Origin of the sequence: Rhodobium orientis (genome assembly GCF_003258835.1) — a bacterium.
GTDB lineage: Bacteria > Pseudomonadota > Alphaproteobacteria > Rhizobiales > Rhodobiaceae > Rhodobium > Rhodobium orientis.
In genome coordinates this window covers 1-22,084 of sequence record NZ_NPEV01000022.1, presented here as the reverse complement: position 1 = coordinate 22,084, position 22,084 = coordinate 1, and the positions used below count along the sequence as shown (strand labels likewise).

Here is a 22,084-nt window from a genome sequence, read left to right as displayed (position 1 = left end):
CAATCCATGAGGCCTTTGCGATCAATCGCTTATGGTGCGTCGTGTGGTAAGGCATCATGGACCACCGGGTCGAGCCCGGTGGTGGCGCAGAATGTTGGGATGGCGCAGTGCGCTAGCTACGAATGGCTGAGCAATGGGGCGGTTCCGAACGTCCCCACGGCGACAGTTGCCGCCCGCCCCGACTACCCGTCGATCCGCGCGGCAATAATAGCAATCGCCTTCTGGTACACCCCGGCCGCGTTCCAGCCCTGGATTGCCTGAAAATTCGGCTGGCCCGGCTGGTAGCCGGCGCCGGGGCGCCAGCCGTGGCCCTTGAGGAAATTCGCCGTGGAGGCGAGCGCGTCGGGCCGCGAGCGGATCAGGTCGGCGCGGCCGTTGCCGTCGAAATCGACGGCGTATTTCCAGTAGTTGGACGGCAGGAACTGGGTCTGGCCGAGTTCGCCGTGGCCGGCGCCGCGCATCTCGCGCCGGCTCAGGTGTCCCTTCTGGACGATCTTCAGCGCCGCATAGAGCTCGTTCTTGAAGAAGGCCGAGCGCCGGCAGTCATAGGCGAGGGTGGTCAGCGCCGAGATGGCGTCCTGGTTTCCGAGATAGCCGCCGAAGCCGGTCTCCATGCCCCAGATGGCGAGCAGCACGCCGGGCGGCACACCGTAGCGCCGCTCGATGCTGTCGAACAGCCGCGCCTGCTGGCGCTTGATCCGCTTGCCCTTGGCGACGATGGCGTTCGCCCCGCGCCTCTGCATGAAGGTCTCGAGCGACATCTTGAAGGAGTGCTGGTTGCGGTCGAGCCGGATCGTCTTCCTGGCATAGGTGACGTCGTCGAGCGTGGCGCGGATGGTGCTCTGGCGGATGCCGTTGGCCGCCGCCTCCTTCTTGAAGTCGTCGACCCAGCGCTGGAAACCGGCCGAGGTGTTGCCGCATTTGGCGGCGAGTGCCGGCACGGCGGGTGCGGCGAGAAAGGCCAAAGCGGCGATAACGCCGGCAATGGGGCGAACCATCCAATGCATGAAAAATCCTCCGTATCATGCTGGCCCGTCCGGGGAACCGGCGGTGCGGAACCGGATTTTGCCCAAACGACGCGGCGCTGTCACGACACAACATCGCCAGCAGTAAACATCGTCCAAAAACGGATGCTAACCGGACGGAAGCGTCGGTTTACTCGGACCCGCGATGAAGAAAACCCGGGCCGCTACCGACGATCTCCTCGTCGATGGCTCCGATCGCGTTGCGATCCTTGCCCTCATAGTCGAACAGCATCAGCATGTGGCGGATGGCGTTGATCCGCGCCCGGCGCTTGTCGTTGGCGCGGATGATGGTCCAGGGCGCGTGGTCGGTGTGCGACATTTCGATCATGCGGTCGCGCGCCTCGGTATATTCGTCCCACATGCCGAGCGACTTGCGGTCGACCGGCGACAGTTTCCAGATCTTCAGCGGGTCGTGCCGGCGCTCGTGGAACCGGACGAGCTGCATCTCCCGGCCGATATTGAGCCAGTATTTGATGAACAGGATGCCGGCCTCCACCAGCATGTCCTCGAACCGCGGCACCTCGCGCAGGAAGGATTCGCTCTCGGCCTCGGTACAGAATCCCATCACCCGTTCGACAACGGCCCGATTGTACCAGGACCGGTCGAACAGCACGAACTCCCCGCTCGTTGGCAAGTGGTTGGCATAGCGCTGGAAATACCACTGGCCCAGTTCCTTTTCGGTGGGCTTGGGCAGCGCCACGACGCGCGCGGAACGCGGGTTCATGTTCTCCACGAAGCGCTTGATGGTGCCGCCCTTGCCGGCCGCGTCGCGGCCCTCGAACAGCATCACCACGCGGGCGCCGGTCTCGCGCGCATGGGCCTGTGCCTTCACCAGCTCGATCTGCAGCGCCTCAAGCGCGTCGTCGTAGCTGTCGCTGTCGAGCTTCTTGTCGTGCGGATAGCCGCCGGACGAGAACGCCTCCTTGCGGATTTTTTTAGGTAGCTCAGGATCGTCGAGGTCGAAATCCATATACAATGCCGTAGATTTTTGACTGTCGTTCTTCATGTTGTCGTCGTGCGCTGGCTTCATGCTGCGATCGCAAAGGCGCGGTGAGTCGGAAAAGTGTAGCAACCCGGCGCGCCGGGCGAAACCGCGAGCACGGGTGCCGTGACGGCCCCGCAAAAAGCAGCCGGCCAAAGCGTGGCGCGTGAGGCAGATCGGCCGCGGCCATGCCATGGCGCGGCGGCATCGGAGGAAACGGCAGTGCGCCGGAATTTAAGTAACGACAACGGGAACGAGGCATGAGCGACCGCGACCGCATCGACGCGCCGGCGCCGGTCAGCATGCCGGTGGCCCATGCCGCGCGCCAGCGCCTGGTCGAGGATCGCTGGGTGCTCGCCGTCGTCGCTGCCATCCTCGCCTGGCTCGTCTTCCTGCACGAGGTGCCGGTGGTCTATGCGCTCGGCGCCTTCACCGCCGTCCTCTTTGCCGCCACGGTGATGCCGCGCCAGCGGGCGGTCAACCGGCTGGCGATGCGCGGCGAGCGGGCCCGCGGCCTGTGGCCCGACACCGGCATGAAGGTGATCGTGGAGGCGCTGCCCCAGGCCGGCTTCCTGGTCGACCGCCGCGGCATCGTGCGCTATGTCAACGAGGAGGCGCAGCAGATGTTCGGCCCGGTGCGGCCCGGCGACCCGCTGTCCTTCCGCCTGCGCATTCCCTCCGTGCTGGAGGCCATCGACCGGGTCTCGGCCGGTGAGCCGCCTGAGCGCATCCGCTGGTCGGAAAAGGTGCCGACCGAGCGCTGGCTGGAAGCCTTCGTGACGCGGGTCGGCCTTGCGCCCGCCGAAACGTCCCGGTCCTCCCTGCGCGACGGCTTCATCCTCGTCGTCGTCAGCGACCTCACCGAGCAGCGGCGCCTGGAGCGCATGCGCGCCGATTTCGTCGCCAATGCCAGCCACGAACTGCGCACGCCGCTCGCTTCGCTCAGCGGCTTCATCGAGACCCTGCAGGGCGCTGCCCGCGACGACCCCGGCGCCCAGGAGCGCTTCCTGCAGATTATGAACGACCAGGCCGCGCGCATGTCGCGGCTGATCGACGACTTGTTGTCGCTGTCGCGGATCGAGATGCGGGCCCATGTCCGCCCCGACACGCTGATCGACCTTGCCGACGTCGTCGACCACGTCGTCGATGCGCTGACGCCGTCGGCGAACGAGTTCGGGGTCGCCATCGAGACCGACCTGCCCGGCACGGCGCTGGTCGTGCGCGGCGACCACGACGAACTGGTGCAGGTGTTCGAGAACCTGGTGGAGAACGCCATCAAATACGGCAGCGACGGCGAGCGGGTGCGTATCTCCGCCCTGTCGGAGGACATCGCCGGCGGCGACGGCTTCGTCACCGTCTCGGTGCGCGACTGGGGGCCCGGCATCGCCCGCGAGCACCTGCCGCGGCTGACCGAACGGTTCTACCGGATCGACGTTGCCTCGAGCCGGGAGAAGAAGGGCACCGGTCTCGGCCTTGCCATCGTCAAGCACATTCTCAACCGCCACAGGGCCCATATGACGGTCGACAACGCCCCCGGGAAGGGCGCCGTCTTTACGGTTCGCATGGCGCGGGCCAAAATCCCGGACGCAAACTCCAAAGCCGAATAAATAACAATGAAATTCAATTGACTAAACTGTCATCAAACAGTCATTCAAGAGTCATAGAACGTTCGCGTGGCGCCTTTAGCGTGCCGGTCGATGACGCGGCCATGGCCGCTGTCATTCATCAAATATCCCCTTCAGACGACCTACACATCACAGGGAGAGGTCACGTGAAATTCAACACTTATGCAAGTGTCGCCGCGTTCGCCATCGCTGGCGTGCTCGCCACCGGTGCCGCTGAGGCCCGCGATCAGATCCAGATCGCCGGCTCGTCCACCGTTCTGCCCTACGCCTCCATCGTTGCCGAGGCCTTCGGCGAGAACACCGACTTCCCGACCCCGGTTGTTGAGTCCGGCGGTTCGTCGGCCGGTCTGAAGAAGTTCTGCACCGGCGTCGGCGAGAACACCATCGACATCGCCAACGCCTCGCGCAAGATCAAGGACAAGGAAGTCAAGACCTGCGCCGAGAACGGCGTGTCCGACATCATCGAAGTCCGCATCGGCTATGACGGCATCGTCTTCGCTTCGGACATCAACGGCAATTCCTTCGCCTTCACCCCGACCGACTGGTACAAGGCCCTGTCCGACAAGGTCGTTGTCGACGGCAAGATCGTCGACAACCCGAACAAGACCTGGAAGGACGTCAACGGCGACTTCCCGGCCCAGCCGATCATGGCCTTCGTTCCGGGCACCAAGCACGGCACCCGCGAAGTCTTCGAGGAAAAGGTGATCCTCGCCGGCTGCGAGGCGACCGGTGACTTCGAGGCCTTCAAGGCCGCCAACGGCGACGACAAGAAGGCCGCCGAGAAGGCCTGCATCGCGCTGCGCACCGACGGCCTGTCGGTCGACATCGACGGCGACTACACCGAGACGCTGGCCCGCATCGACTCCAACAAGGACGGCATCGGCGTGTTCGGTCTGGCGTTCTACGAGAACAACACCGACAAGCTGCAGGTTGCCACCATGTCCGGCATCCAGCCGTCGACCGAGACCATCGCCTCGGGCGAGTATCCGGTCTCCCGGCCGCTGTTCTTCTACATCAAGAAGGCGCATATCGGCGTCATCCCGGGCCTCAAGGAATATGCCGAGTTCTTCGTCTCCGACGAGATCGCCGGCCCGAGTGGCCCGCTTGCCCAGTACGGCCTGGTCGCCGATCCCGAGCTCGCCCAGACTCAGGAAGCCGTGACCGCCGAAACCACCATGGGCAACTGATCCCGCCCACGGCTTGAAGGGCGGCGGCTTCCGCCGCCCTTCCCCTGTTCCTTTCCCCGCCGAGGGTGGTCCTCCCCATGTCCCTTTCCGTTATCCTTTTGGTGCTTCTGGCACTGGCCGTGGTCGGCTATGTCCTCGGCCGAAGCCGGGCTCTCGGCTCCGCCGGCGGCGACATGCAGAAACTGCATTCCCTGCCGAGCTATTACGGATGGAACGCGGCGCTGATGGTGCTGATTCCGTCCCTTCTGGTCCTCGTCGTCTGGCTCATCGTCCAGCCGATCGTGATCCACAACCAGGTCGCCTCGATGATCTCCGAGGCCTCGATCGAGAAGAGCTCGCTCGACCTTGTCATGAGCGACGTGAAGCGCGTCGCCGACGGGCTCGACGCGGCCGTCGAGGCCGGCGCCATGACCGCCGATCAGGCGAGTTCGATCCGCACCGAATTCACCGACGTCCGCGACCGCCTCGGCGACGTTGGCGTCGCGCTCGGCTCCGACGTCAATTCCGAGACCCTGCGCGCGGCCCAGCGCTACCGGGAGATCGCCTCGACCGGCGCGCTGCTGCGCCTCATCGTCGTCGTCGGCTTCGGCCTCGCCGGGCTCGCCTTTGCCTATATGCGCAGCCACCGCGACTTCCGCGCCCGCAACGTGGTCGAGCGGGTGGTGCGCTGGATCCTGCTCTCGGCCGCCTCCATCGCCATCCTGACGACGCTCGGCATCGTGCTGTCGCTGATCTTCAACACCATCGAGTTCTTCCGCGTCTATCCGGCCGCCGACTTCTTCTTCGGCCTGACCTGGAGCCCGAGCTTCGGCGGCGGATCGGAACTCGGCATCGTGCCGCTGATCTGGGCGACCCTCTACATTTCCTTCATCGCGCTCAGCGTCGCCGTCCCGGTCGGCCTGTTCGCCGCGATCTATCTCTCCGAATATGCCGGCCCCCATGTGCGCTCCTTCGCCAAGCCGATGCTTGAAGTGCTCGCCGGCATCCCGACCATCGTCTACGGCCTCTTTGCGCTCCTGACCGTCGGCCCGCTGCTGGTCGATGCCTTCGGCGGCGGAGGCCTGTTCGGCGTCGACTGGATGCAGGGCGCGTCCTCGGTGCTGACCGCCGGCTTCGTCATGGGCATCATGCTGATCCCGTTCGTCTCATCGCTCTCCGACGACATCATCAATGCGGTGCCCCAGGCCATGCGCGACGGCTCGCTCGGCCTCGGCGCCACCCATTCGGAGACCGTCAAGCAGGTGATCCTGCCGGCGGCGCTGCCCGGCATCGTCGGCGCCATCCTGCTCGCCGCCTCGCGGGCCATCGGCGAGACCATGATCGTGGTGCTCGGCGCCGGTGCCGCCGCCCGCCTCAGCCTCAACCCGCTGGAGGCGATGACCACCGTCACCGCCAAGATCGTCAGTCAGCTCACCGGCGACGCGGACTTCGCCTCGCCGGAGGCGCTCGTCGCCTTCGCCCTCGGCATGACGCTCTTCGTCGTCACCCTCTTGCTGAACATCGCTGCGCTGTACATCGTGCGCAAATACCGGGAGCAGTACGAATGACCGATGCGACCCTTGGCTCCCCGCTTGCCGGACCGGCAAGGAAGAAATCCTCGCTGCTGGCCGTCGATGCCCTGACCAAGAAGCGCAATGCCTCCGAGGCGCGCTTCAAGGCCTATGGTGTTTCCGCGGTCGTCATCGGCCTCCTGTTCCTGGTCGCGCTGCTCTGGGCGATCCTGTCCAACGGCCTCGGCGCCTTTTCCCAGACCTTCATCCAGGTGCCGGTGAAGCTCGACAAGGGCGCGATCGAGGCGGCCGAGAAATCGATCGTCAAGACCTCGAAATACCGTGCGATCATCAACACCGGCTTCCGCGCCGAACTGGGCCGGGCCGGCATTGACACCGGCATGGACGACCGCGGCCTGCAGAAGATGATGTCCTCGGGCGCGGCGGCGACCTTGCGCGAATTCGTCCTCGCCAACCCCGACCAGATCGGCCGCACCGTCACCTTCGAGTTCGTCGCCTCGTCGCGCGTCGACGGCTATCTGAAGGGGCGGGTGAAGCGCGAGGACCTCATCAACGACAAGAACCTCGACGCCGCCCATCTCGACCTCATCGATGCGATGCGCAAGGCCGACATCGTCACCAAGACCTTCAACTGGCAGTTCGTCCTCGGCACCGACGCCTCGGACTCCCGGCCCGAGCAGGCCGGCATGGGCGCCTCCATGGTCGGCTCCTTCTTCATGATGCTGGTCGTTCTCATGCTGTCGTTGCCGATCGGCGTCGCCGCCTCGATCTATCTTGAGGAATTCGCGCCGCAGAACTGGCTGACCGATCTCATCGAGGTGAACATCTCCAACCTCGCCGCCGTCCCCTCCATCGTCTTCGGCATTCTCGGCCTCGCCGTCTTCATCCAGTTCGCGCACCTGCCGCAATCGGCGCCGCTGGTCGGCGGCCTGGTGCTGACGCTGATGACGCTGCCGACGATCATCATCTCGACCCGCGCCTCGCTGAAGGCGGTGCCGCCGTCGATCCGCGATGCCGCGCTCGGGGTCGGCGCCTCCAAGATGCAGTCGATCTTCCACCACGTGCTGCCGCTGGCCATGCCCGGCATCCTCACCGGCACGATCATCGGCCTTGCCCAGGCGCTCGGCGAGACCGCGCCGCTCCTGCTCATCGGCATGGTCGGCTTCATCGCCTCCAACTTCCCCGAAGGTGTCGGCGACGGCTTCCTGGCGCCCAATTCCGCCATGCCGGCGCAGATCTACGAATGGGCCAAGCGCGCCGATCCGGCGTTTTACGAACGCGCCTGGGGCGGCATCATCATCCTGTTGGTGTTCCTCATGGCCATGAACATTCTCGCCATTGTGCTGCGTCGCCGGTTCGAGCGTCGCTGGTAGTAACGAAAGGGCAGACCGATGAACGAACTGACACATGTCGACGAGGCTGCCGTTTCGGGCCAGCCGAAGATCGCGCCCGCCGTCGAGCCGAAGATCGTCGCCCGCAAGGTGCAGGTGTTCTACGGCGACAACCACGCGATCAAGGATGTCGACGTCGACATTCCGGCCAACTCGGTGATGTCCTTCATCGGCCCGTCCGGTTGCGGCAAGTCGACCTTCCTCAGGTGCCTCAACCGCATGAACGACACCATCGACGTGTGCCGCGTCGAGGGCAAGATCGAGCTCGACCACGAGGACATCTACGATCCCAAGGTCGATCCGGTGCAGCTCCGCGCCAAGGTCGGCATGGTGTTCCAGAAGCCGAACCCGTTCCCGAAGTCGATCTTCGAGAACGTCGCCTACGGCCCCCGCATCCACGGCCTTGCCCGCAACAAGACCGACATGGAAGAGATCGTCGTCACCGCCCTGCAGAAGGCGGGCCTCTTTGCCGAGGTCAAGGATCGCCTCGACGCACCGGGCACCGGTCTTTCCGGCGGCCAGCAGCAGCGCCTGTGCATCGCCCGCGCGATCGCCGTCAGCCCGGAGGTGATCCTGATGGACGAGCCGTGTTCCGCGCTCGACCCGATCGCCACCGCCAAGGTCGAGGAGCTGATCGACGAATTGCGCGAGAACTACACCATCGTCATCGTCACCCACTCCATGCAGCAGGCCGCCCGCGTCTCCCAGCGCACGGCGTTCTTCCATCTCGGCCTGCTTGTCGAGGAAGGCCCGACCGACAATATCTTCACCAATCCGCACGACAAGCGGACCCAGGATTACATCACCGGCCGGTTCGGCTAGGCAACGCCCAAGGGGAAGCACTCTCATGTCCGAACACATCGTCAAATCGTTCGACGAGGAACTCCAGGAGCTTGCCGCCGGCATCGCCGAGATGGGCGGCCTTGCCGAGAGCCTGGTCGACGACTCTGTCACCGCGCTGGCGCGCAACAACGGCGAACTCGCCCAGGAGGTCATCCGCACCGACATCCGGCTCGACCAGATGCAGCGCGACCTGGAGGAAAAGGCGATCATCATGCTCGCCCGCCGCCAGCCGATGGCGCTCGACCTGCGCCAGGCGGTCGCCGTCCTTCGCATTTCCGGCGACCTGGAACGCGTCGGCGATCTCGCCAAGAACATCGCCAAGCGGGCGCTCGCCATCGACGGCCAGTTCAATTCCAAGTCGCTGACCCATGGCGTGGAGCACATCGCCGAGCTTGCCATGACCCAGCTCAAGGCCGTCCTCGACGCCTATGCGGCGCGCGACATCGCCGCCTCGGCGCAGATCCGCGCCCGCGACCAGGAGGTCGACGCGCTCTACACCTCGCTGTTCCGCGAACTCCTCACCTACATGATGGAGGATCCGCGCAACATCTCCCAGTGCACCCACCTCCTGTTCTGCGCCAAGAACATCGAGCGCATCGGCGACCACGCCACCAACATCGCCGAGACGATCCACTACCTCGTCACCGGAGAGCAGCTTTCCGACGAACGCGTCAAGGACGACCTGACGAGCACGACGTCGATGGACTTCGGTCCGGCAGCCAACGATTGAGCGAGATGCAACACGCCTGACATGCCATGCCCAAGGTTCTGATCGTCGAAGACGAGGAAGCGCTCAACCTTCTGCTGCGGTACAATCTGGAATCGGAAGGATATTCGGTCGAGACCTGTGCGCGCGGAGATGAGGCGGAAATCCGCCTGCGCGAGGCGCAGCCCGACCTGCTGCTGCTCGACTGGATGCTGCCGGGCATCTCCGGCATCGAGCTGTGCCGGCGCCTGCGCAACCGCGAAAACACAAGGCAACTGCCGATCATCATGCTGACGGCGCGCGGCGAGGAGGCCGAGCGCATCCGTGGCCTTGCCACCGGCGCCGACGACTATGTGGTCAAGCCGTTCTCGATCCCCGAACTGATGGCCCGCGTGCGGGCGATCCTGCGCCGCACCAAGCCGGAGATCATGTCGACGATCCTGCAGGCCGGCGACCTGGAGCTCGACCGGGAAACCCACCGGGTGCGCCGGTCGGGCCGCGAGATCCATCTCGGGCCGACGGAATTCCGGCTGCTGGAATTCCTCATGCAGTCGCCCGGGCGCGTGTTCAGCCGCGAACAGCTCCTCGACGGGGTCTGGGGCCACGACGTCTATGTCGACGAGCGCACGGTCGACGTCCATGTCGGCCGCCTGCGCAAGGCGATCAACCGCGGCAAGGTGCGCGATCCGATCCGCACCGTGCGCGGCGCCGGCTACGCCTTCAACGACCAGTTCGCCCCCGTCCGCTGAATAAAGCGCGCGGAACGGGGCCGCTGAGCCAATCGACCATGACCGGACAGACGACACGCACGAAAAACGCCGCCGAAATCTCCGGCGGCGTTTTTCGTATCGGGTCTGGACCCGAAGGACGGGGCCCGGTGCCTAGTCCTTGTTCGGGCGCCTGTCGCGCCGCCGGTCGCCGACCGGCTGGTAGGCAACGCTGGCATGGTGGTCGCAATAGGGCTTTCCGGCTTCCTTGTGCCGGCCGCAGAAATAGAAATCCTCGCGGGTCGGATCGCCGATCGGCCACTTGCAGCGGTGTTCGTTGAGGCTGAGGATCGTCGCGCGCTCCTCCGGCGGAATCTCAAGCTCGTGCACCGGTGACGGACGCGCGACCACTACCGGGCTCGGAGCCGGCTCGTAGTCGGCCTTCAGCGCGGTATTGCCGACGCTGCGCGTCGGCCGTGGCCGCGCCGGCGTCGCGGTGTTCGTGGTGCGGGGCTTGCGTGCCTTCGGCTGCTGCGCCGTGGTCTTGCCGCGCCCGGACAGCCCGAGGCGATGCACCTTGCCGATTACCGCATTTCGGGTGATGCCGCCGAGTTCCGAGGCGATCTGGCTGGCGCTCAACCCCTCGGCCCACAATTTTTTCAGCAACTCAACCCGTTCGTCAGTCCAGGACATCCGCCTTCTCCTGTCTCATTTTCGGCGGCGGATCGGTTGGACTCCTTCCCCGGCCTCACGCTGGCCCAAGGCCTGCGAAAGGGAAACGCCCTACAACCAAAGACTTAAGTCCGCCGCACGAGATATCGTATCGATTTCACCGAAAGCTACTATATCGCGTGTATTTCTGGCAAGTCTGCGGCTGCCATGGCCGCCGCCCTTCGAGGAGTTTTCCCCATCATTCGAACCCGGCTCAACAACTCCGGCTGATTGCGTATACACGCCGGACAATTGACACAACACCGGAATTCGGCTCTAAAAGACTCTGAATCCGTGCCGCCGATTTGGGCGGCACTCTTTGTTTTAGGAGCCGGTCGGCCCGCGACAATACGCGCGCCTACCGAAACGCGAAGGGCGCCGACCGGACAACCGGAAACGCGGCGCCCTAAAACGTTGGTGCCGAGGCTTTCGGCACACGGGACGGGACCCATGTCGAATACGTCGCTTTACCCCACCTATGCGCGGGCCGATCTCACATTCGAGAGAGGCGAGGGCGTCTGGCTGGAAAGTTCCGACGGCACCCGCTATCTGGATTTTGCCGCCGGCATCGCCGTCAACGGCCTCGGCCACGCCCATCCGCATCTGGTCGCCACCCTGACCGGCCAGGCGGAAAAGCTCTGGCACGTCTCCAACGTCTTCCGCATCCCGGACCAGGAGCGCCTGGCCGAGCGCCTGTGTGCGGCGAGCTTCGCCGACCGCGTCTTCTTCACCAATTCCGGCAGCGAGGCGATCGAGGGCGCGATCAAGACCGCGCGCCGCTATCACTTCGTCACCGGCAATCCGGAACGCTACCGGCTGATCACCTTCGAGGGCGCCTTCCACGGCCGCACGCTCGGCGCGATTGCCGCCGGCGGCCAGGCGAAATATCTGGAAGGCTTCGGCCCGCGCGTCGAGGGCTTCGACCAGGTGCCGTTCGGCGACATCGAGGCGCTGAAGGCCGCGATCGGCCCGGAGACCGCCGGCGTCCTCATCGAGCCGATCCAGGGCGAGGGCGGCATCCGCCCGCTTCCCCATGGCGACCTGAAGCGCATCCGCGAGATCTGCGACGACAACGGCATCCTCCTGGTGCTCGACGAGGTCCAGTGCGGCATCGGCCGTACCGGCCGCCTGTTCGCCCATGAATGGGCCGGCATCGAGCCGGACATCCTCGCCGCCGCCAAGGGCATCGGCGGCGGCTTTCCGGTCGGCGCCTGCATGGCTACGGAGGAGGCCGCAAAGGGCATGACCACCGGCACCCACGGCTCCACCTATGGCGGCAACCCGCTCGCCATGGCGGTCGCCAACGCCGTCCTCGACGTCGTCCTGGAGCCGGGCTTTATCGAGCGCGTCAGCCGCCTCGGTCTGACCCTGAAACAGAAACTGGCCGGTCTCGTCGACAGCCACCCGGAGGTCTTCGAGACGATCCGCGGCGAGGGCCTGATGCTCGGCATCAAGTGCCGCGTCGCCCCGGCCGACGTCGTTGCCGCCGCGCGCGACCACCAGCTTCTCACCGTCGGCGCCGGCGACAACGTGCTGCGCCTGCTGCCGCCGCTCATCGTCACCGAACAAGAGATCGACGAAGCGATTGGCCGGCTCGATGCCGCGGCCACCGAAATCGAGACCCGGATCGCGGAAAACCGTAAGGGGGCCGCCGAATGAGCATGAACGGAGACGCCCGCCACTTTCTCGACCTCGACGCCGTTTCGGCGACCGAGCTGCGCCGCATCCTCGACGACTGCAGGGCGATGAAGGATCGCCTGAAGGCCGGCGACGCCGGCGATCGCCCGCTGGCCGGAAAATTCCTCGCCATGGTGTTCGAACGGGAGTCCACCCGCACCAGAGTCTCCTTCGATGTTGCCATGCGCCAGCTCGGCGGCGAAACGATCATGCTGACCGGCAAGGAGATGCAGCTCGGCCGCGGCGAGACCATCGCCGATACGGCCCGCGTGCTGTCGCGCTATGTCGATGCCATCATGATCCGGGTGCTGGAGACCGAGGCCCTCACCGAGCTCGCGCAATACGCCACCGTGCCGGTCATCAACGGACTCACCCGCAATTCCCATCCCTGCCAGATCATGGCCGACATCATGACCTTCGAGGAGCATCTGGGGCCGATCACCGGCAAGAAGGTGCTGTGGTCGGGCGATGCCAACAACGTTCTGAATTCCTGGATCCACGCCGCCGAGCGCTTTGCCTTCGAACTGCGCATTGCGGTGCCGGAAGAGCTGGCACCCGACCCGGCGCTGGTCGAAAAGACGCGCGCCGCCGGCGCCTCCATCGACGTCCTCAGCGATCCCTTCACGGCCGCCGACGGCGTCGATTGCGTCGTCACCGACACCTGGGTTTCGATGGGCGACGAGGAGGGCGAGCGCCGCCACAATCTCCTGAAGCCCTATCAGGTCAACCAGCGCCTGATGGATGCGGCCAATCCGAACGCCATCTTCATGCACTGCCTGCCGGCCCACCGCGGCGAGGAGGTCACCGACGACGTCATCGACGGCCCCCAGTCGGTGGTGTTCGACGAGGCGGAGAACCGGCTGCACGCCCAGAAGGGCGTCCTTGCCTGGTGCTTCGGAAAATGATCGATCCCGCTCCCGGCCCGGGCTTCCAGCTCGCCGGAGACGACACCGTCCTGCCCTACGCCGTCGAGCCGCTCGATGCGCGGGGCCGGGTGGTGCGGCTCGGGCCGTTGCTCGATGCCGTCCTCGGCCGCCATGACTATCCGCCGTCCGTGTCGCGCCTGCTCGGCGAGGCGATCGCGCTGACGGCGCTGCTCGGCAGTGCCCTAAAATTCCGCGGCCGCTTCATCCTGCAGACGTCGAGCGACGGGCCGGTCAGCCTTCTGGTCGTCGATTTCACCACGCCGTCCGACATGCGCGCCTATGCCCGCTTCGATGCCGACGCCGTCGCCGCGGCGGAGACGGAAGGCCATGCGGCGCCCCCCGATCTTCTCGGCACCGGGCACCTGGCGCTGACCATCGACCCCGGCGCCGGTCAGAACCGCTACCAGGGCATCGTCGCGCTCGCCGGCAACTCGCTGGAAGACGCCGCCCACGACTATTTCGCCCAGTCCGAACAGATCCCGACCCGCATCCGGCTTGCCGTTGCCGAAATGGTCGACCGCGATCCGGACGGCGCCCGCCGCCACCGCTGGCGTGCCGGCGGCGTCATGGTCCAGTTCCTGCCGGAATCGGAAGACCGCATCCGCGCCCGCGACCTCGATCCCGGCGATGCGCCGGAGGGCACCGAGCCGCATGGCGAGGCGGAGGACGATGCCTGGGTCGAGGCCCAGTCGCTGGTCGCAACCGTCGAGGATCACGAGCTCACGGACCCGGAAATCGGCGCCGAAAAACTCCTTTTCCGCCTGTTCCACGAACGCGGCGTGCGGGTTTTCGAACCGCTGGCGCTGAACGACCGCTGCGGCTGCTCGCGCGAAAAGGTCGCGGCCGTGCTGCGCGGTTTTTCGGCTAAAGAGCGGGACGAGATGACGGTCGACGGCGAAATCGTCGTGACCTGCGAATTCTGCTCGACCCGCTACCATTTCGACCCTGAAGGTGTCGGCGGCGACGCATGATTTTTGCCGCCCTGCGGCCATATGCGTAAATTAATATTACGTGAATTTAACTTGTCGCTGTGCTGATGCACTATATGACGGGAACCATGTTTGATCGGGCGAGGACCGAACGTTGAAGCCGATAGACCTCAACGTCCACCAGACGGCTGAGCTGAAAAAGCGCAGTCGCCTCTGGCTGATCCCGCAGATCCTCCTGCCGGTTCTCATCGTCGCTGCCTCGATTTTGCTGTCCGGCATGCTGGTCGCCACCAAGCCGGACGTGCCGCAGCGCCCGCCCCGCGAGCAGGTCTATATCGTCGATACCGAGCCGGTCGCGCTTGCCGCCAACCGGCCGATGCTGCAGGTGTTCGGCACGCTCGCCGCCGCCCGCACCGTCGAGTTGCGGGCGCTTGTCGCCGGCGAAGTGGTCTCCGTGATGCCGAATTTGGTCGTCGGCGCGTCCGTCAAGAAGGGCGAGACCCTCGTCGAGATCGACCGTTTCGAATATGAAGGCGCCGTCACGGAAGCGGACATCAACCTTGCCGAGGCCAAGGCCCGGCTCGCCGAAAACCGGGCTCGGCTGGCGCTGGAGGAAAGCAGCATCGCCCGCTACGCCGAGCAGCTCGACTTCGCCGAGAAGGATCTGGAGCGCGCCCGCAGCCTGTTGAAGTCCGGCAACATCACCCAGCGCGGCCTCGACGAGCGCGAACTGGTCGTCTCCCAGCGCCGTCAGGCCCTCGACCAGCGCCGCAACACCATCGACATCGAAAAGGCCAAGGTCGAGCAGCAGGCCGTCAGCCTGAAGCGGCTGGAATGGAAGCTGTCCCAGGCCCGGCGCAACCTCGCCAACACGAAGCTGGTGGCGCCGTTCGACGGCATCGTGACATCGGAGAACGTCGAGGCCGGCCGGCTCCTGAACGTCAACGACCTCGCCGTTGCGATGTTTGAGGACGACCGGCTCGAGGCGCGCTTCGTGCTGTCCGACCGGCAATATGGCGAGATCGCCCTCGACAGGGAGCCCGTCGTCGGGCGCGAGATCGACGTCGTCTGGCAGGTCGGCGGCGAGCCGGTCCGCTTCACCGCGGTGATCGACCGCGTCGGCGCCGAGATCGCGCCGGAGCGCGGCGGCGTCGAGGTCTTTGCCCGCATCCCGCAACAGGCGACCCGGGTCGACCTGCGCCCCGGCGCCTTTGTCGAGATCACCGTCCCCGGCCGCGTCTTCCCGGCGACGGCGCGCCTGCCGGAGACCACGGTCTACGGCAACGACCACGTCTTTGCCGTCGTCGACGGCCGTCTCGCCGAGCGCGCCGTCAAGGTCGAGGCCTATGACAACGGCTCGGTGATCGTCTCCGGCGACCTCAAGGACGGCGAACGGGTGCTGACGACCCGCATCGCCGAGGTCGGCGAGGGTCTGAGGGTGCGCGAGCCGGGAACGGCGAAACCGGCCGATGAAGACGTTGCGGCGCGATGAACTGGCCGCGCGATGACCGCTCCGGCGTGGTGTCGCTGTTCGTGCGGCACCCCAACGCCGCCAACCTCCTGATGGTCCTGATGCTGATGGCCGGCGTCTTCGCGCTCGGCCGCATCCCGATCCAGTTCTTCCCGACCCTTGAGGTCAAGAACATCACCATCACCGTTGCCTGGCCGGGCGCCAGCGCCGAGGACGTGGAGGCCAACGTCCTCGGCGCCATCGAGCCCGAGGTGCGCTTCCTCGACGGCGTCACGGATGTCGAATCCTCGGCCCGCGAGGGATCGGGATCGATCATCCTGGAATTCGACCAGCACACCGACATGCAAAAGGCCCTGTCGGACGTGGAATCGGCGATCGCCCAGGTCACCACACTGCCGGAGGACTCCGAGACCCCGAAGGTCAGCTTCCGACGATGGTTCGACCGGGTCGCCCGGGTGTCGATCTCCGGGCCGTTTTCCGAGGCGGCGATGAAGGCGTTCGCCAAGCGCATGCGCGACGACCTCATCGAGCGCGGCGTCGACCAGGTGACCTTCAACGGCATGCGCGACGAGGAATTCCGCATCGAGGTGCCGGAGCGCGAATTGCGCCGCCTCGGCCTGACGGTCTCCGACGTCGCGACCAAGCTCTCCGGCAACACCCGCGACCTGCCGTCGGGCCAGGTCGAGGGCGACGTCGAAAAGCAGCTCCGCGCCGAGACCGGCGGCGAGACCGTGGAGGGCCTCAGCGGCATCAACGTCAAGACCTTCCCGACCGGCGAGCGGGTTCTGCTGCGCGATATCGCCAAGGTGGAGAAGAGCTTCGACAAGGATGCCCTGCGCGGCTTTGCCTTCGGCGAGCCGGCGATCGAGTTGACCGTGTCGCGCTCCATCGCCACCGACACGCTGACCGCCGCCCGGATCCTCAACGACTACCTTCAGGAGGTGCGTCCGACCCTTCCGAGCACCCTCAAGGTCGCCGTCTATGACGACCGCTCGACCAGCCTGAAGGGCCGCATCGAACTGTTGTTCCGCAACGGCGTCCAGGGCCTCATCGTCGTCGTCGCCATCCTCTTCGTCTTCCTCAACGCCCGCATCGCCTTCTGGGTCGCCGCCGGCATTCCCGTCGCCATGATGGCGACCATCGGCTTCATGTATGTCAGCGGCCAGACCATCAACATGATCTCGCTGTTCGCGCTGATCATGACGCTCGGCATCATCGTCGACGACGCCATCGTCGTCGGCGAGCACACCGCGACGCGCTCCAGCCTCGGCGACGATCCGGTGACCGCGGCCGAACTCGGCGCCGGCCACATGATCACGCCGGTGATGGGCGCCAGCCTGACGACGATCGCCGCCTTCGCCCCGATCCTGCTCGTCCGCGACACCGTCGGCCAGATCATGGGCGCCCTGCCGCTGGTGGTGATCGCGGTCATCATCGCGTCCATCATCGAGTGCTTCTTCGTCCTGCCGGGACACCTCGCCCATTCCCTCGGTCGCCGCAGGTCGAGCCGCTGGTCGTTCTGGCGCCAGTTCCTGATCGCGCTCATCATCGCCGTCACGATCACCGTGCTGCCCGCCGATCTTGCCCTGCCGGGCGGTCCCAGCGACAAGGATTTCGCCGAGGCCGTGGCCGCCCTGACCGACGGCGCCGGCGGCATTGCGACGATGATGGGCGAGGCCGTCCGGCTGTTCTTTTCCGCCGTCAGCCTCGCCCTGCTGTGGCTCGCCTACGGCGCCCTCACGCTTGCTGTTGCCATCGGCCATGGCATGGCGGCGTTGCGCGCCGCCGTGCCGGTCTGGGCCGTGACCGCGCTCGTCGCCGTCGGCGCCTTCGGCATCGCCGGGCTGATCGAGGCCTTCTTCCAGGCCATGGGCCGGCGCCGCCGCCGCCGCGAAGGGCAGGGCAGCCGCGGCTTCCGCCGGGCCTTCGATGCCGGGTTCGGCCGCTTCCGCGACGGCCCGTTCAACAAGATGGTCACGGCCGCCTATCACTGGCGCTACATGACCATCGCCGTCGCCGCCTCGCTGTTGATCGTCTTCGGCTACGGCTTCGTCTTCGGCGGCCGGGTCGGCTTCGTCTTTTTCCCCTCGCCGGAAGCGGAGGTGATCCGCGGCACCATCGAGTTCAACGCCGGCATCTCCGAGGACCGGGCTATCGCCGGCATCCGCGACCTGGAAGCGGCGCTGCTGAAGACCGAAAAGCAGCTCACCGGCGGCAAGGAAGACCTGATCGTCGCCTCCTTCGTTACCCTCGGCAAGGCCGGGCGCGCCCGCGGCGACAACGTCGCCGAGGTCGACGTCCAGCTCACCCCGTCCGAGGCCCGTTCGATCCGAACGCCTGAGATCATCAAGGCCTGGCGCGAGGGAGCGCCCGATATCGTCGGCGTCAAGCGGCTCGCCATCTATGCCCGCCGCGGCGGCCCGCCCGGCCGCGACATCGACATCCAGCTCGTCGACGGGCCGCCCGAGACCCTGAAGGCGGCAGCGCACGAGGCGATCACCCTTCTGTCCGGCTTCCCGGGCGTCTCCGGCGTCGCCGACGACCTGCCCTACGGCAAGCCGGAACTGGTGATGACGCTGACCCCGCGCGGCGCGGCGCTCGGCTTCACCATCGAGGATATCGGCCGCCAGATCCGCAATTCCTTTGAGGGCGCCATCGCCCGGCGCATCGGCATCGGCGACGAGGAGGTGATCATCCGCGTCGTCAAGAAGATGCGCGAACAGGGCGATGCCCAGCTCCGCTCGCTGGAGCTGAGGACGCCGGCCGGCGATTTCGTGCCCCTGATGGAAGCCGTGAACATGACCGAGCGCCAGGGCTTTTCGGTCATCCAGCGCGAGGACGGCCGCTCCAGCGTCTCGGTCACGGCCGACGTCGATTTCGACGTCACCTCCAACCAGGAGATCATCGACAAGCTGAATGCCGGGCCGCTGCCGGAGCTGACCAATCGCTACGGCATCAACTACCGCTTCTCCGGCCGCGCCGAGGAGCGCATGAAGGCCTTCGAGGACCTCAAGATCGGCATCCTGCTCGCCCTCGGCGTCATCTACATCATCCTCGCCTGGATCTTCGCCAGCTACTGGCGACCCCTGGCGGTCATGCTGATCATTCCGTTCGGCCTCGTCGGCGCCGTCGTCGGCCACTATTTGATGGGCTTCAAGCTGACGGTGATGAGCCTGATCAGCCTGCTCGGCCTTGCCGGCATTTTGGTCAACGACTCCATCATCCTGGTCAGCCGCATCGACGAGCGCGCCCGCGACGGCGACGACCTGGAACACGCCGCCATCGGCGCCAGCCGCGACCGCCTGCGCGCCGTGCTGTTGACCTCGCTGACCACCATCGGCGGCCTTGCCCCGCTGATGACCGAGCAGAACATCCAGGCCCAGTTCCTCTTGCCGATGGCCATCACCATCGTCTTCGGCCTTGCCGTTGCGACGCTGCTTGTGCTGTTCCTGGTACCGGCGCTGATCGGCATCGGCGGCGACGTGCGCACGGGCCTCCGCGGCCTCTACGGCCGCCGCGACGGCCGCGGCTTCCTGCCGGCCGAGTAGGTTCCCCAAGTCAAACGGTCGTCATCGCGAGGAGCCGTAGGCGACGCGGCGATCCAGAGCAATTTGCTCGGAGCGTGCCGCCCCTGGATTGCCGCACTCGCTACGCTCGCTCGCAATGACGGCGGAGGGTTATGCGCGACGCCGCTTGAACGCAAATACCCCTCAGCCCCCGCCGAGACCCTCCACAAACCCCGAAATCGCTTCGGCCGTCTCACCCAGATTGCCCGTCCACGTCGCCTCGGCCTTGCCGCGCGGGGCGAGGTCGTGGTTGCCGTCCGACAGCCAGACGATCCGGCAATGGGCGGGAAGGTCGAGGGCCTCGATCTCGGCCTTTGTGCCGAAGGTGTCGCGCTCGCCCTGGGCGACCAGCACCGGCAGCCGCGCTTCCTCAAGGGGCGCCAGCCGCCACGCCTCCGGCTTGCCGGGCGGATGGAACGGATAGCCGAGGCAGGCAACGCCCTTGACCCGTGGCGACAGGTCGTCGGTGCCGGCAAGCATCGCCGCGACCCTGCCGCCCATCGATTTGCCGCCGATAAGGACCGGCCCGTCCGGCAGGTCGAGGCGGGCGAGCACTTCGGCAAGGGCGTCGGAAAACTCGCCGATCAACTTGTCGGCCCGCGGCGGCGGTCGCTTCTTGCCGCCGTCGCGGCGCTGCGCCATGTAGCCGAACTCGAAGCGGACAACGGCAATGCCGCGCGCCACGCAGCCGGCCGCGATCCGCGCCATGAACGGCGTTTCCATATTGGCGCCGGCGCCATGGGCGAGAACGAGCGTGCCCTTTGCGGGTCCCTCGGGCGCGTCGAAGAGCATGGCTTGCAGCCTTCCTGTTCACATGGATGTCAAAGCCTTTGAATGTCGCCTTTTGCCCGACCGAGGGTATATCATCAAATTCGAAAATACTTTCTCGCGGACAACAGGGGAGACATCGGTGCTGGAACAGATCCCGGGCGGCGAGGCGACCGTGCGCATCGGCGCCTTCGTCTCCGTTTTTGCGGCGATGGCGCTCTGGGAGATCGCCGCGCCGCGCCGGCCGCGCCGCGACACCCGCCGGCACCGCTGGCTCACCAATCTCGCCGTCGTCGTCATCGATAGCCTCACGCTGCGCCTGCTCGTGCCGCTGCTTGCCGTCGGCACGGCGGCCTACGCGGCTGAGAACGGCTACGGCCTCCTCAACCGGATCGCCCTGCCGACCGTCGTCGAGTTCGTCCTTGCCTTCGTCGTCCTCGACTTCGCCATCTGGCTGCAGCACGTCGCCGCCCACAAGATCCCGATCCTCTGGCGCATGCACCGCATGCACCACGCCGACATCGACATCGACGTCTCCACGGCCCTGCGCTTCCACCCCGTGGAGATCCTGTTGTCCATGCTCTGGAAGATGGTCGTGGTGCTGGCGATCGGCGCGCCGGTCGGCGCCGTCGTCCTGTTCGAGGTGGTGCTCAACGCCATGGCGATGTTCAACCACGGCAATGTCCGCGTTCCTGCCCCCGTCGATGCGGTCCTGAGGCGCATCGTCGTCACGCCGGACTTCCACCGCGTCCACCATTCGGTGATCCATCGCGAGACGGATTCCAATTACGGCTTCAATCTCTCCGTCTGGGACCGCCTGTTCCGCACCTACCGCGCCCAGCCGGAAGCCGGCCATCTCGGCATGACCATCGGCCTTGCCGAGTATCAGTCGAAGGCGGCGAGCGGCCTCTGGTGGTGCCTGATGCTGCCCTTCGACACCGGACGGACGAACGGCAAGGACCCTTCGGACCTCAATAAAAGCTGACGGGAAAATAGCGCAGGTAGAGTTCGCCGTAGCGGCCTTCCTCGTGCACCCGGTGGAGGGCGTAGTCGAGCGCGGCCCGCAAGGCCGTGTTGTCGCGGGCAACGGCGATGGAAAGCCCGCTGCCGAAATAGGTCGGGTCGAGATAGGCCCCGCCGAGGAAGTCGCAGCAGCCGTCGGCGGCATCGCCGGCGAGCCAGAAGGAGAGCGACAGGGCGCTGCCGAAAAACGCGTCGACCTCCCCGGCCTTCAAGGCATCGCGCGCGACCTGCGGTTCCGGATAGGTGATGATCCGGGAGTTGCTGAAGAAGGCATGCAGGAACGCCTCGTGGGCGGTATTGGCGACGGTCGCCACCCACTTGTCGGCAAGGCCTTCCGGCGTCGCTTCGAGGTCGCTGTCGCGGCGCGCGACGAAGCGCGCCGGAAGCCTCAGATAGACATCGGAAAAGCCGAGCGCCTTGCGGTTCTCCGCGGTCATCGCGAGCCCGGCGACGATGGCATCGCCCCGGTCTTCCTCAAGCGCCGTCTCCAGCTCCTCGAAGGGCCGCATCTGGATCGTGCATTCGGCCTCCAGCACCTCGCAGATGGCGCGGGCCAGTTCCACGTTGAAGCCGGAGAGCCGGCCGTCCGAGGAGACGAAATTGAACGGCGGAAAGCCGTCGCTGGTGAGGAACCGGATGGTGCGGATCGCCACGTCCGGCTTTTCCGGCCGGCTGTGCGGGTCCCAGTAGTTGGGGATCGTGACCGGACCGGTCGCTTCGAAGGGCGGGCGCGGCTCCAGCGGCTTCGGCTCCTCGGGCTTTTGCCCGTCGGGCGTCGTCGCGCCGTCCGCCGCCCCCGGCGCCTCGGTCGCGGCCGGCGTCTCCGCCGCCGGCGTTTGCGCCCGGGCCGGGGCGCCCGCAACGGCCGGAACGAGCGCAAGAAACGCCGCGGCAAACAGGAACAGGGGTCGCATTTTTACACGCAATGCACGAAATCCGGTCGCAGGGGTTGTAGCATTCTGGTACCGTTACTTCTGTCCAGTATCGGTGTTCCTTGCCGCGACTTTACGGGAGCGCCGTGTCGGGGGGAAGGGGC

At 66.3% G+C, this 22,084-nt stretch carries 18 protein-coding genes; 13 read left to right on the top strand and 5 right to left on the bottom strand.

The window, feature by feature from the left end; all coding sequences use genetic code 11:
* Positions 1–182: 182 nt before the first annotated feature.
* Both CH339_RS11495 and ppk2 read right to left on the bottom strand, forming a co-directional pair.
* Positions 183–1,007, bottom strand: a complete 825-nt coding sequence (locus CH339_RS11495) for a lytic murein transglycosylase (RefSeq protein WP_111434503.1) — start codon at positions 1,005–1,007, stop codon at positions 183–185.
* 148 nt (positions 1,008–1,155) lie between these two features.
* The gene (gene ppk2 / locus CH339_RS11490; RefSeq protein ID WP_170138496.1) at positions 1,156–2,031 is read right to left on the bottom strand and encodes a polyphosphate kinase 2; all 876 of its coding nucleotides are present in this window, start codon (positions 2,029–2,031) and stop codon (positions 1,156–1,158) included.
* A gap of 236 nt (positions 2,032–2,267) precedes the next feature.
* Here ppk2 and CH339_RS11485 point away from each other — a divergent pair, with 236 nt between their 5' ends.
* The 7 genes from CH339_RS11485 (at position 2,268) to phoB (ending at position 10,019) form a co-directional block, all read left to right on the top strand.
* Positions 2,268–3,614 (top strand): ATP-binding protein, encoded by a 1,347-nt coding sequence (locus tag CH339_RS11485; RefSeq protein WP_201241015.1) that lies wholly within the window; start codon positions 2,268–2,270, stop codon positions 3,612–3,614.
* 164 nt (positions 3,615–3,778) lie between these two features.
* Positions 3,779–4,819: a substrate-binding domain-containing protein gene (locus tag CH339_RS11480; protein WP_245408139.1), complete on the top strand. Its 1,041-nt coding sequence runs from the start codon at positions 3,779–3,781 to the stop codon at positions 4,817–4,819.
* A gap of 77 nt (positions 4,820–4,896) precedes the next feature.
* Entirely contained in the window at positions 4,897–6,366 is a 1,470-nt protein-coding gene (gene pstC, locus CH339_RS11475) for a phosphate ABC transporter permease subunit PstC (RefSeq protein WP_111434501.1), read from the top strand.
* Complete coding sequence (gene pstA, locus CH339_RS11470) at positions 6,363–7,703, top strand: phosphate ABC transporter permease PstA (RefSeq protein ID WP_111434500.1); 1,341 nt, start codon at positions 6,363–6,365, stop codon at positions 7,701–7,703. The genes pstC and pstA overlap by 4 nt, the downstream gene beginning before the upstream one ends.
* 18 nt (positions 7,704–7,721) lie before the next feature.
* Entirely contained in the window at positions 7,722–8,543 is an 822-nt protein-coding gene (gene pstB / locus CH339_RS11465; RefSeq protein ID WP_111434499.1) for a phosphate ABC transporter ATP-binding protein PstB, read from the top strand.
* A gap of 25 nt (positions 8,544–8,568) precedes the next feature.
* Positions 8,569–9,294 carry a phosphate signaling complex protein PhoU gene (gene phoU / locus CH339_RS11460; RefSeq protein WP_111434498.1) on the top strand — a complete coding sequence of 242 codons (726 nt, stop codon included), beginning with the start codon at positions 8,569–8,571 and terminating at the stop codon, positions 9,292–9,294.
* 26 nt (positions 9,295–9,320) lie between these two features.
* Positions 9,321–10,019 carry a phosphate regulon transcriptional regulator PhoB gene (gene phoB / locus CH339_RS11455; RefSeq protein WP_111434497.1) on the top strand — a complete coding sequence of 233 codons (699 nt, stop codon included), beginning with the start codon at positions 9,321–9,323 and terminating at the stop codon, positions 10,017–10,019.
* A 132-nt stretch (positions 10,020–10,151) separates the two neighbouring features.
* Here the strand turns inward: phoB and CH339_RS11450 are convergent, their stop codons facing one another.
* Positions 10,152–10,670 (bottom strand): GcrA family cell cycle regulator, encoded by a 519-nt coding sequence (locus CH339_RS11450; protein ID WP_111434496.1) that lies wholly within the window; start codon positions 10,668–10,670, stop codon positions 10,152–10,154.
* Between the two features lie 468 nt (positions 10,671–11,138).
* Between CH339_RS11450 and CH339_RS11445 the strand changes: the two genes are divergently transcribed.
* The 5 genes from CH339_RS11445 to CH339_RS11425 all read left to right on the top strand — a co-directional run bounded on the left by CH339_RS11445 (position 11,139) and on the right by CH339_RS11425 (position 19,239).
* The gene (locus tag CH339_RS11445; protein WP_111434495.1) at positions 11,139–12,347 is read left to right on the top strand and encodes an aspartate aminotransferase family protein; all 1,209 of its coding nucleotides are present in this window, start codon (positions 11,139–11,141) and stop codon (positions 12,345–12,347) included.
* 2 nt (positions 12,348–12,349) lie between these two features.
* Complete coding sequence (argF, locus tag CH339_RS11440; protein ID WP_111434494.1) at positions 12,350–13,270, top strand: ornithine carbamoyltransferase; 921 nt, start codon at positions 12,350–12,352, stop codon at positions 13,268–13,270.
* Positions 13,267–14,262, top strand: a complete 996-nt coding sequence (locus CH339_RS11435) for an Hsp33 family molecular chaperone (RefSeq protein WP_111434493.1) — start codon at positions 13,267–13,269, stop codon at positions 14,260–14,262. The genes argF and CH339_RS11435 overlap by 4 nt, the downstream gene beginning before the upstream one ends.
* A gap of 112 nt (positions 14,263–14,374) precedes the next feature.
* On the top strand, positions 14,375–15,712 hold the full coding sequence (locus tag CH339_RS11430; protein ID WP_111434492.1) for an efflux RND transporter periplasmic adaptor subunit: 1,338 nt from the start codon (positions 14,375–14,377) through the stop codon (positions 15,710–15,712).
* Entirely contained in the window at positions 15,709–19,239 is a 3,531-nt protein-coding gene (locus CH339_RS11425) for an efflux RND transporter permease subunit (RefSeq protein ID WP_111434491.1), read from the top strand. Before CH339_RS11430 ends, CH339_RS11425 begins: the two co-directional genes overlap by 4 nt.
* Before the next feature lie 162 nt (positions 19,240–19,401).
* On the opposite strand, the gene CH339_RS11420 is transcribed toward CH339_RS11425, so the two are convergent.
* Complete coding sequence (locus tag CH339_RS11420; protein ID WP_111434490.1) at positions 19,402–20,049, bottom strand: alpha/beta fold hydrolase; 648 nt, start codon at positions 20,047–20,049, stop codon at positions 19,402–19,404.
* A gap of 187 nt (positions 20,050–20,236) precedes the next feature.
* On the opposite strand from CH339_RS11420, the gene CH339_RS11415 reads away from it, so the two are divergent.
* Positions 20,237–21,010, top strand: coding sequence for a sterol desaturase family protein (locus tag CH339_RS11415; protein WP_244669136.1), 774 nt, complete (start codon positions 20,237–20,239; stop codon positions 21,008–21,010).
* On the opposite strand, the gene CH339_RS11410 is transcribed toward CH339_RS11415, so the two are convergent.
* On the bottom strand, positions 20,997–21,962 hold the full coding sequence (locus tag CH339_RS11410) for a transporter substrate-binding domain-containing protein (RefSeq protein ID WP_184443425.1): 966 nt from the start codon (positions 21,960–21,962) through the stop codon (positions 20,997–20,999). The genes CH339_RS11415 and CH339_RS11410 overlap by 14 nt on opposite strands.
* Positions 21,963–22,084 lie beyond the last annotated feature (122 nt).

Excerpts from the sequence above, each read along its gene's own strand:
- CH339_RS11420 (WP_111434490.1), bottom strand. The coding sequence starts at position 20,049 with ATGCTCTTCGACGCGCCCGAGGGACCCGCAAAGGGCACGCTCGTTCTC.
- pstC (WP_111434501.1), top strand. The coding sequence starts at position 4,897 with ATGTCCCTTTCCGTTATCCTTTTGGTGCTTCTGGCACTGGCCGTGGTC.
- CH339_RS11450 (WP_111434496.1), bottom strand. The coding sequence starts at position 10,670 with ATGTCCTGGACTGACGAACGGGTTGAGTTGCTGAAAAAATTGTGGGCC.
- pstB (WP_111434499.1), top strand. The coding sequence starts at position 7,722 with ATGAACGAACTGACACATGTCGACGAGGCTGCCGTTTCGGGCCAGCCG.
- CH339_RS11425 (WP_111434491.1), top strand. The coding sequence starts at position 15,709 with ATGAACTGGCCGCGCGATGACCGCTCCGGCGTGGTGTCGCTGTTCGTG.
- CH339_RS11435 (WP_111434493.1), top strand. The coding sequence starts at position 13,267 with ATGATCGATCCCGCTCCCGGCCCGGGCTTCCAGCTCGCCGGAGACGAC.
- CH339_RS11415 (WP_244669136.1), top strand. The coding sequence starts at position 20,237 with ATGGCGCTCTGGGAGATCGCCGCGCCGCGCCGGCCGCGCCGCGACACC.
- CH339_RS11485 (WP_201241015.1), top strand. The coding sequence starts at position 2,268 with ATGAGCGACCGCGACCGCATCGACGCGCCGGCGCCGGTCAGCATGCCG.
- argF (WP_111434494.1), top strand. The coding sequence starts at position 12,350 with ATGAACGGAGACGCCCGCCACTTTCTCGACCTCGACGCCGTTTCGGCG.
- phoB (WP_111434497.1), top strand. The coding sequence starts at position 9,321 with ATGCCCAAGGTTCTGATCGTCGAAGACGAGGAAGCGCTCAACCTTCTG.
- CH339_RS11445 (WP_111434495.1), top strand. The coding sequence starts at position 11,139 with ATGTCGAATACGTCGCTTTACCCCACCTATGCGCGGGCCGATCTCACA.
- CH339_RS11410 (WP_184443425.1), bottom strand. The coding sequence starts at position 21,962 with ATGCGACCCCTGTTCCTGTTTGCCGCGGCGTTTCTTGCGCTCGTTCCG.
- pstA (WP_111434500.1), top strand. The coding sequence starts at position 6,363 with ATGACCGATGCGACCCTTGGCTCCCCGCTTGCCGGACCGGCAAGGAAG.
- phoU (WP_111434498.1), top strand. The coding sequence starts at position 8,569 with ATGTCCGAACACATCGTCAAATCGTTCGACGAGGAACTCCAGGAGCTT.
- CH339_RS11495 (WP_111434503.1), bottom strand. The coding sequence starts at position 1,007 with ATGCATTGGATGGTTCGCCCCATTGCCGGCGTTATCGCCGCTTTGGCC.
- ppk2 (WP_170138496.1), bottom strand. The coding sequence starts at position 2,031 with ATGAAGAACGACAGTCAAAAATCTACGGCATTGTATATGGATTTCGAC.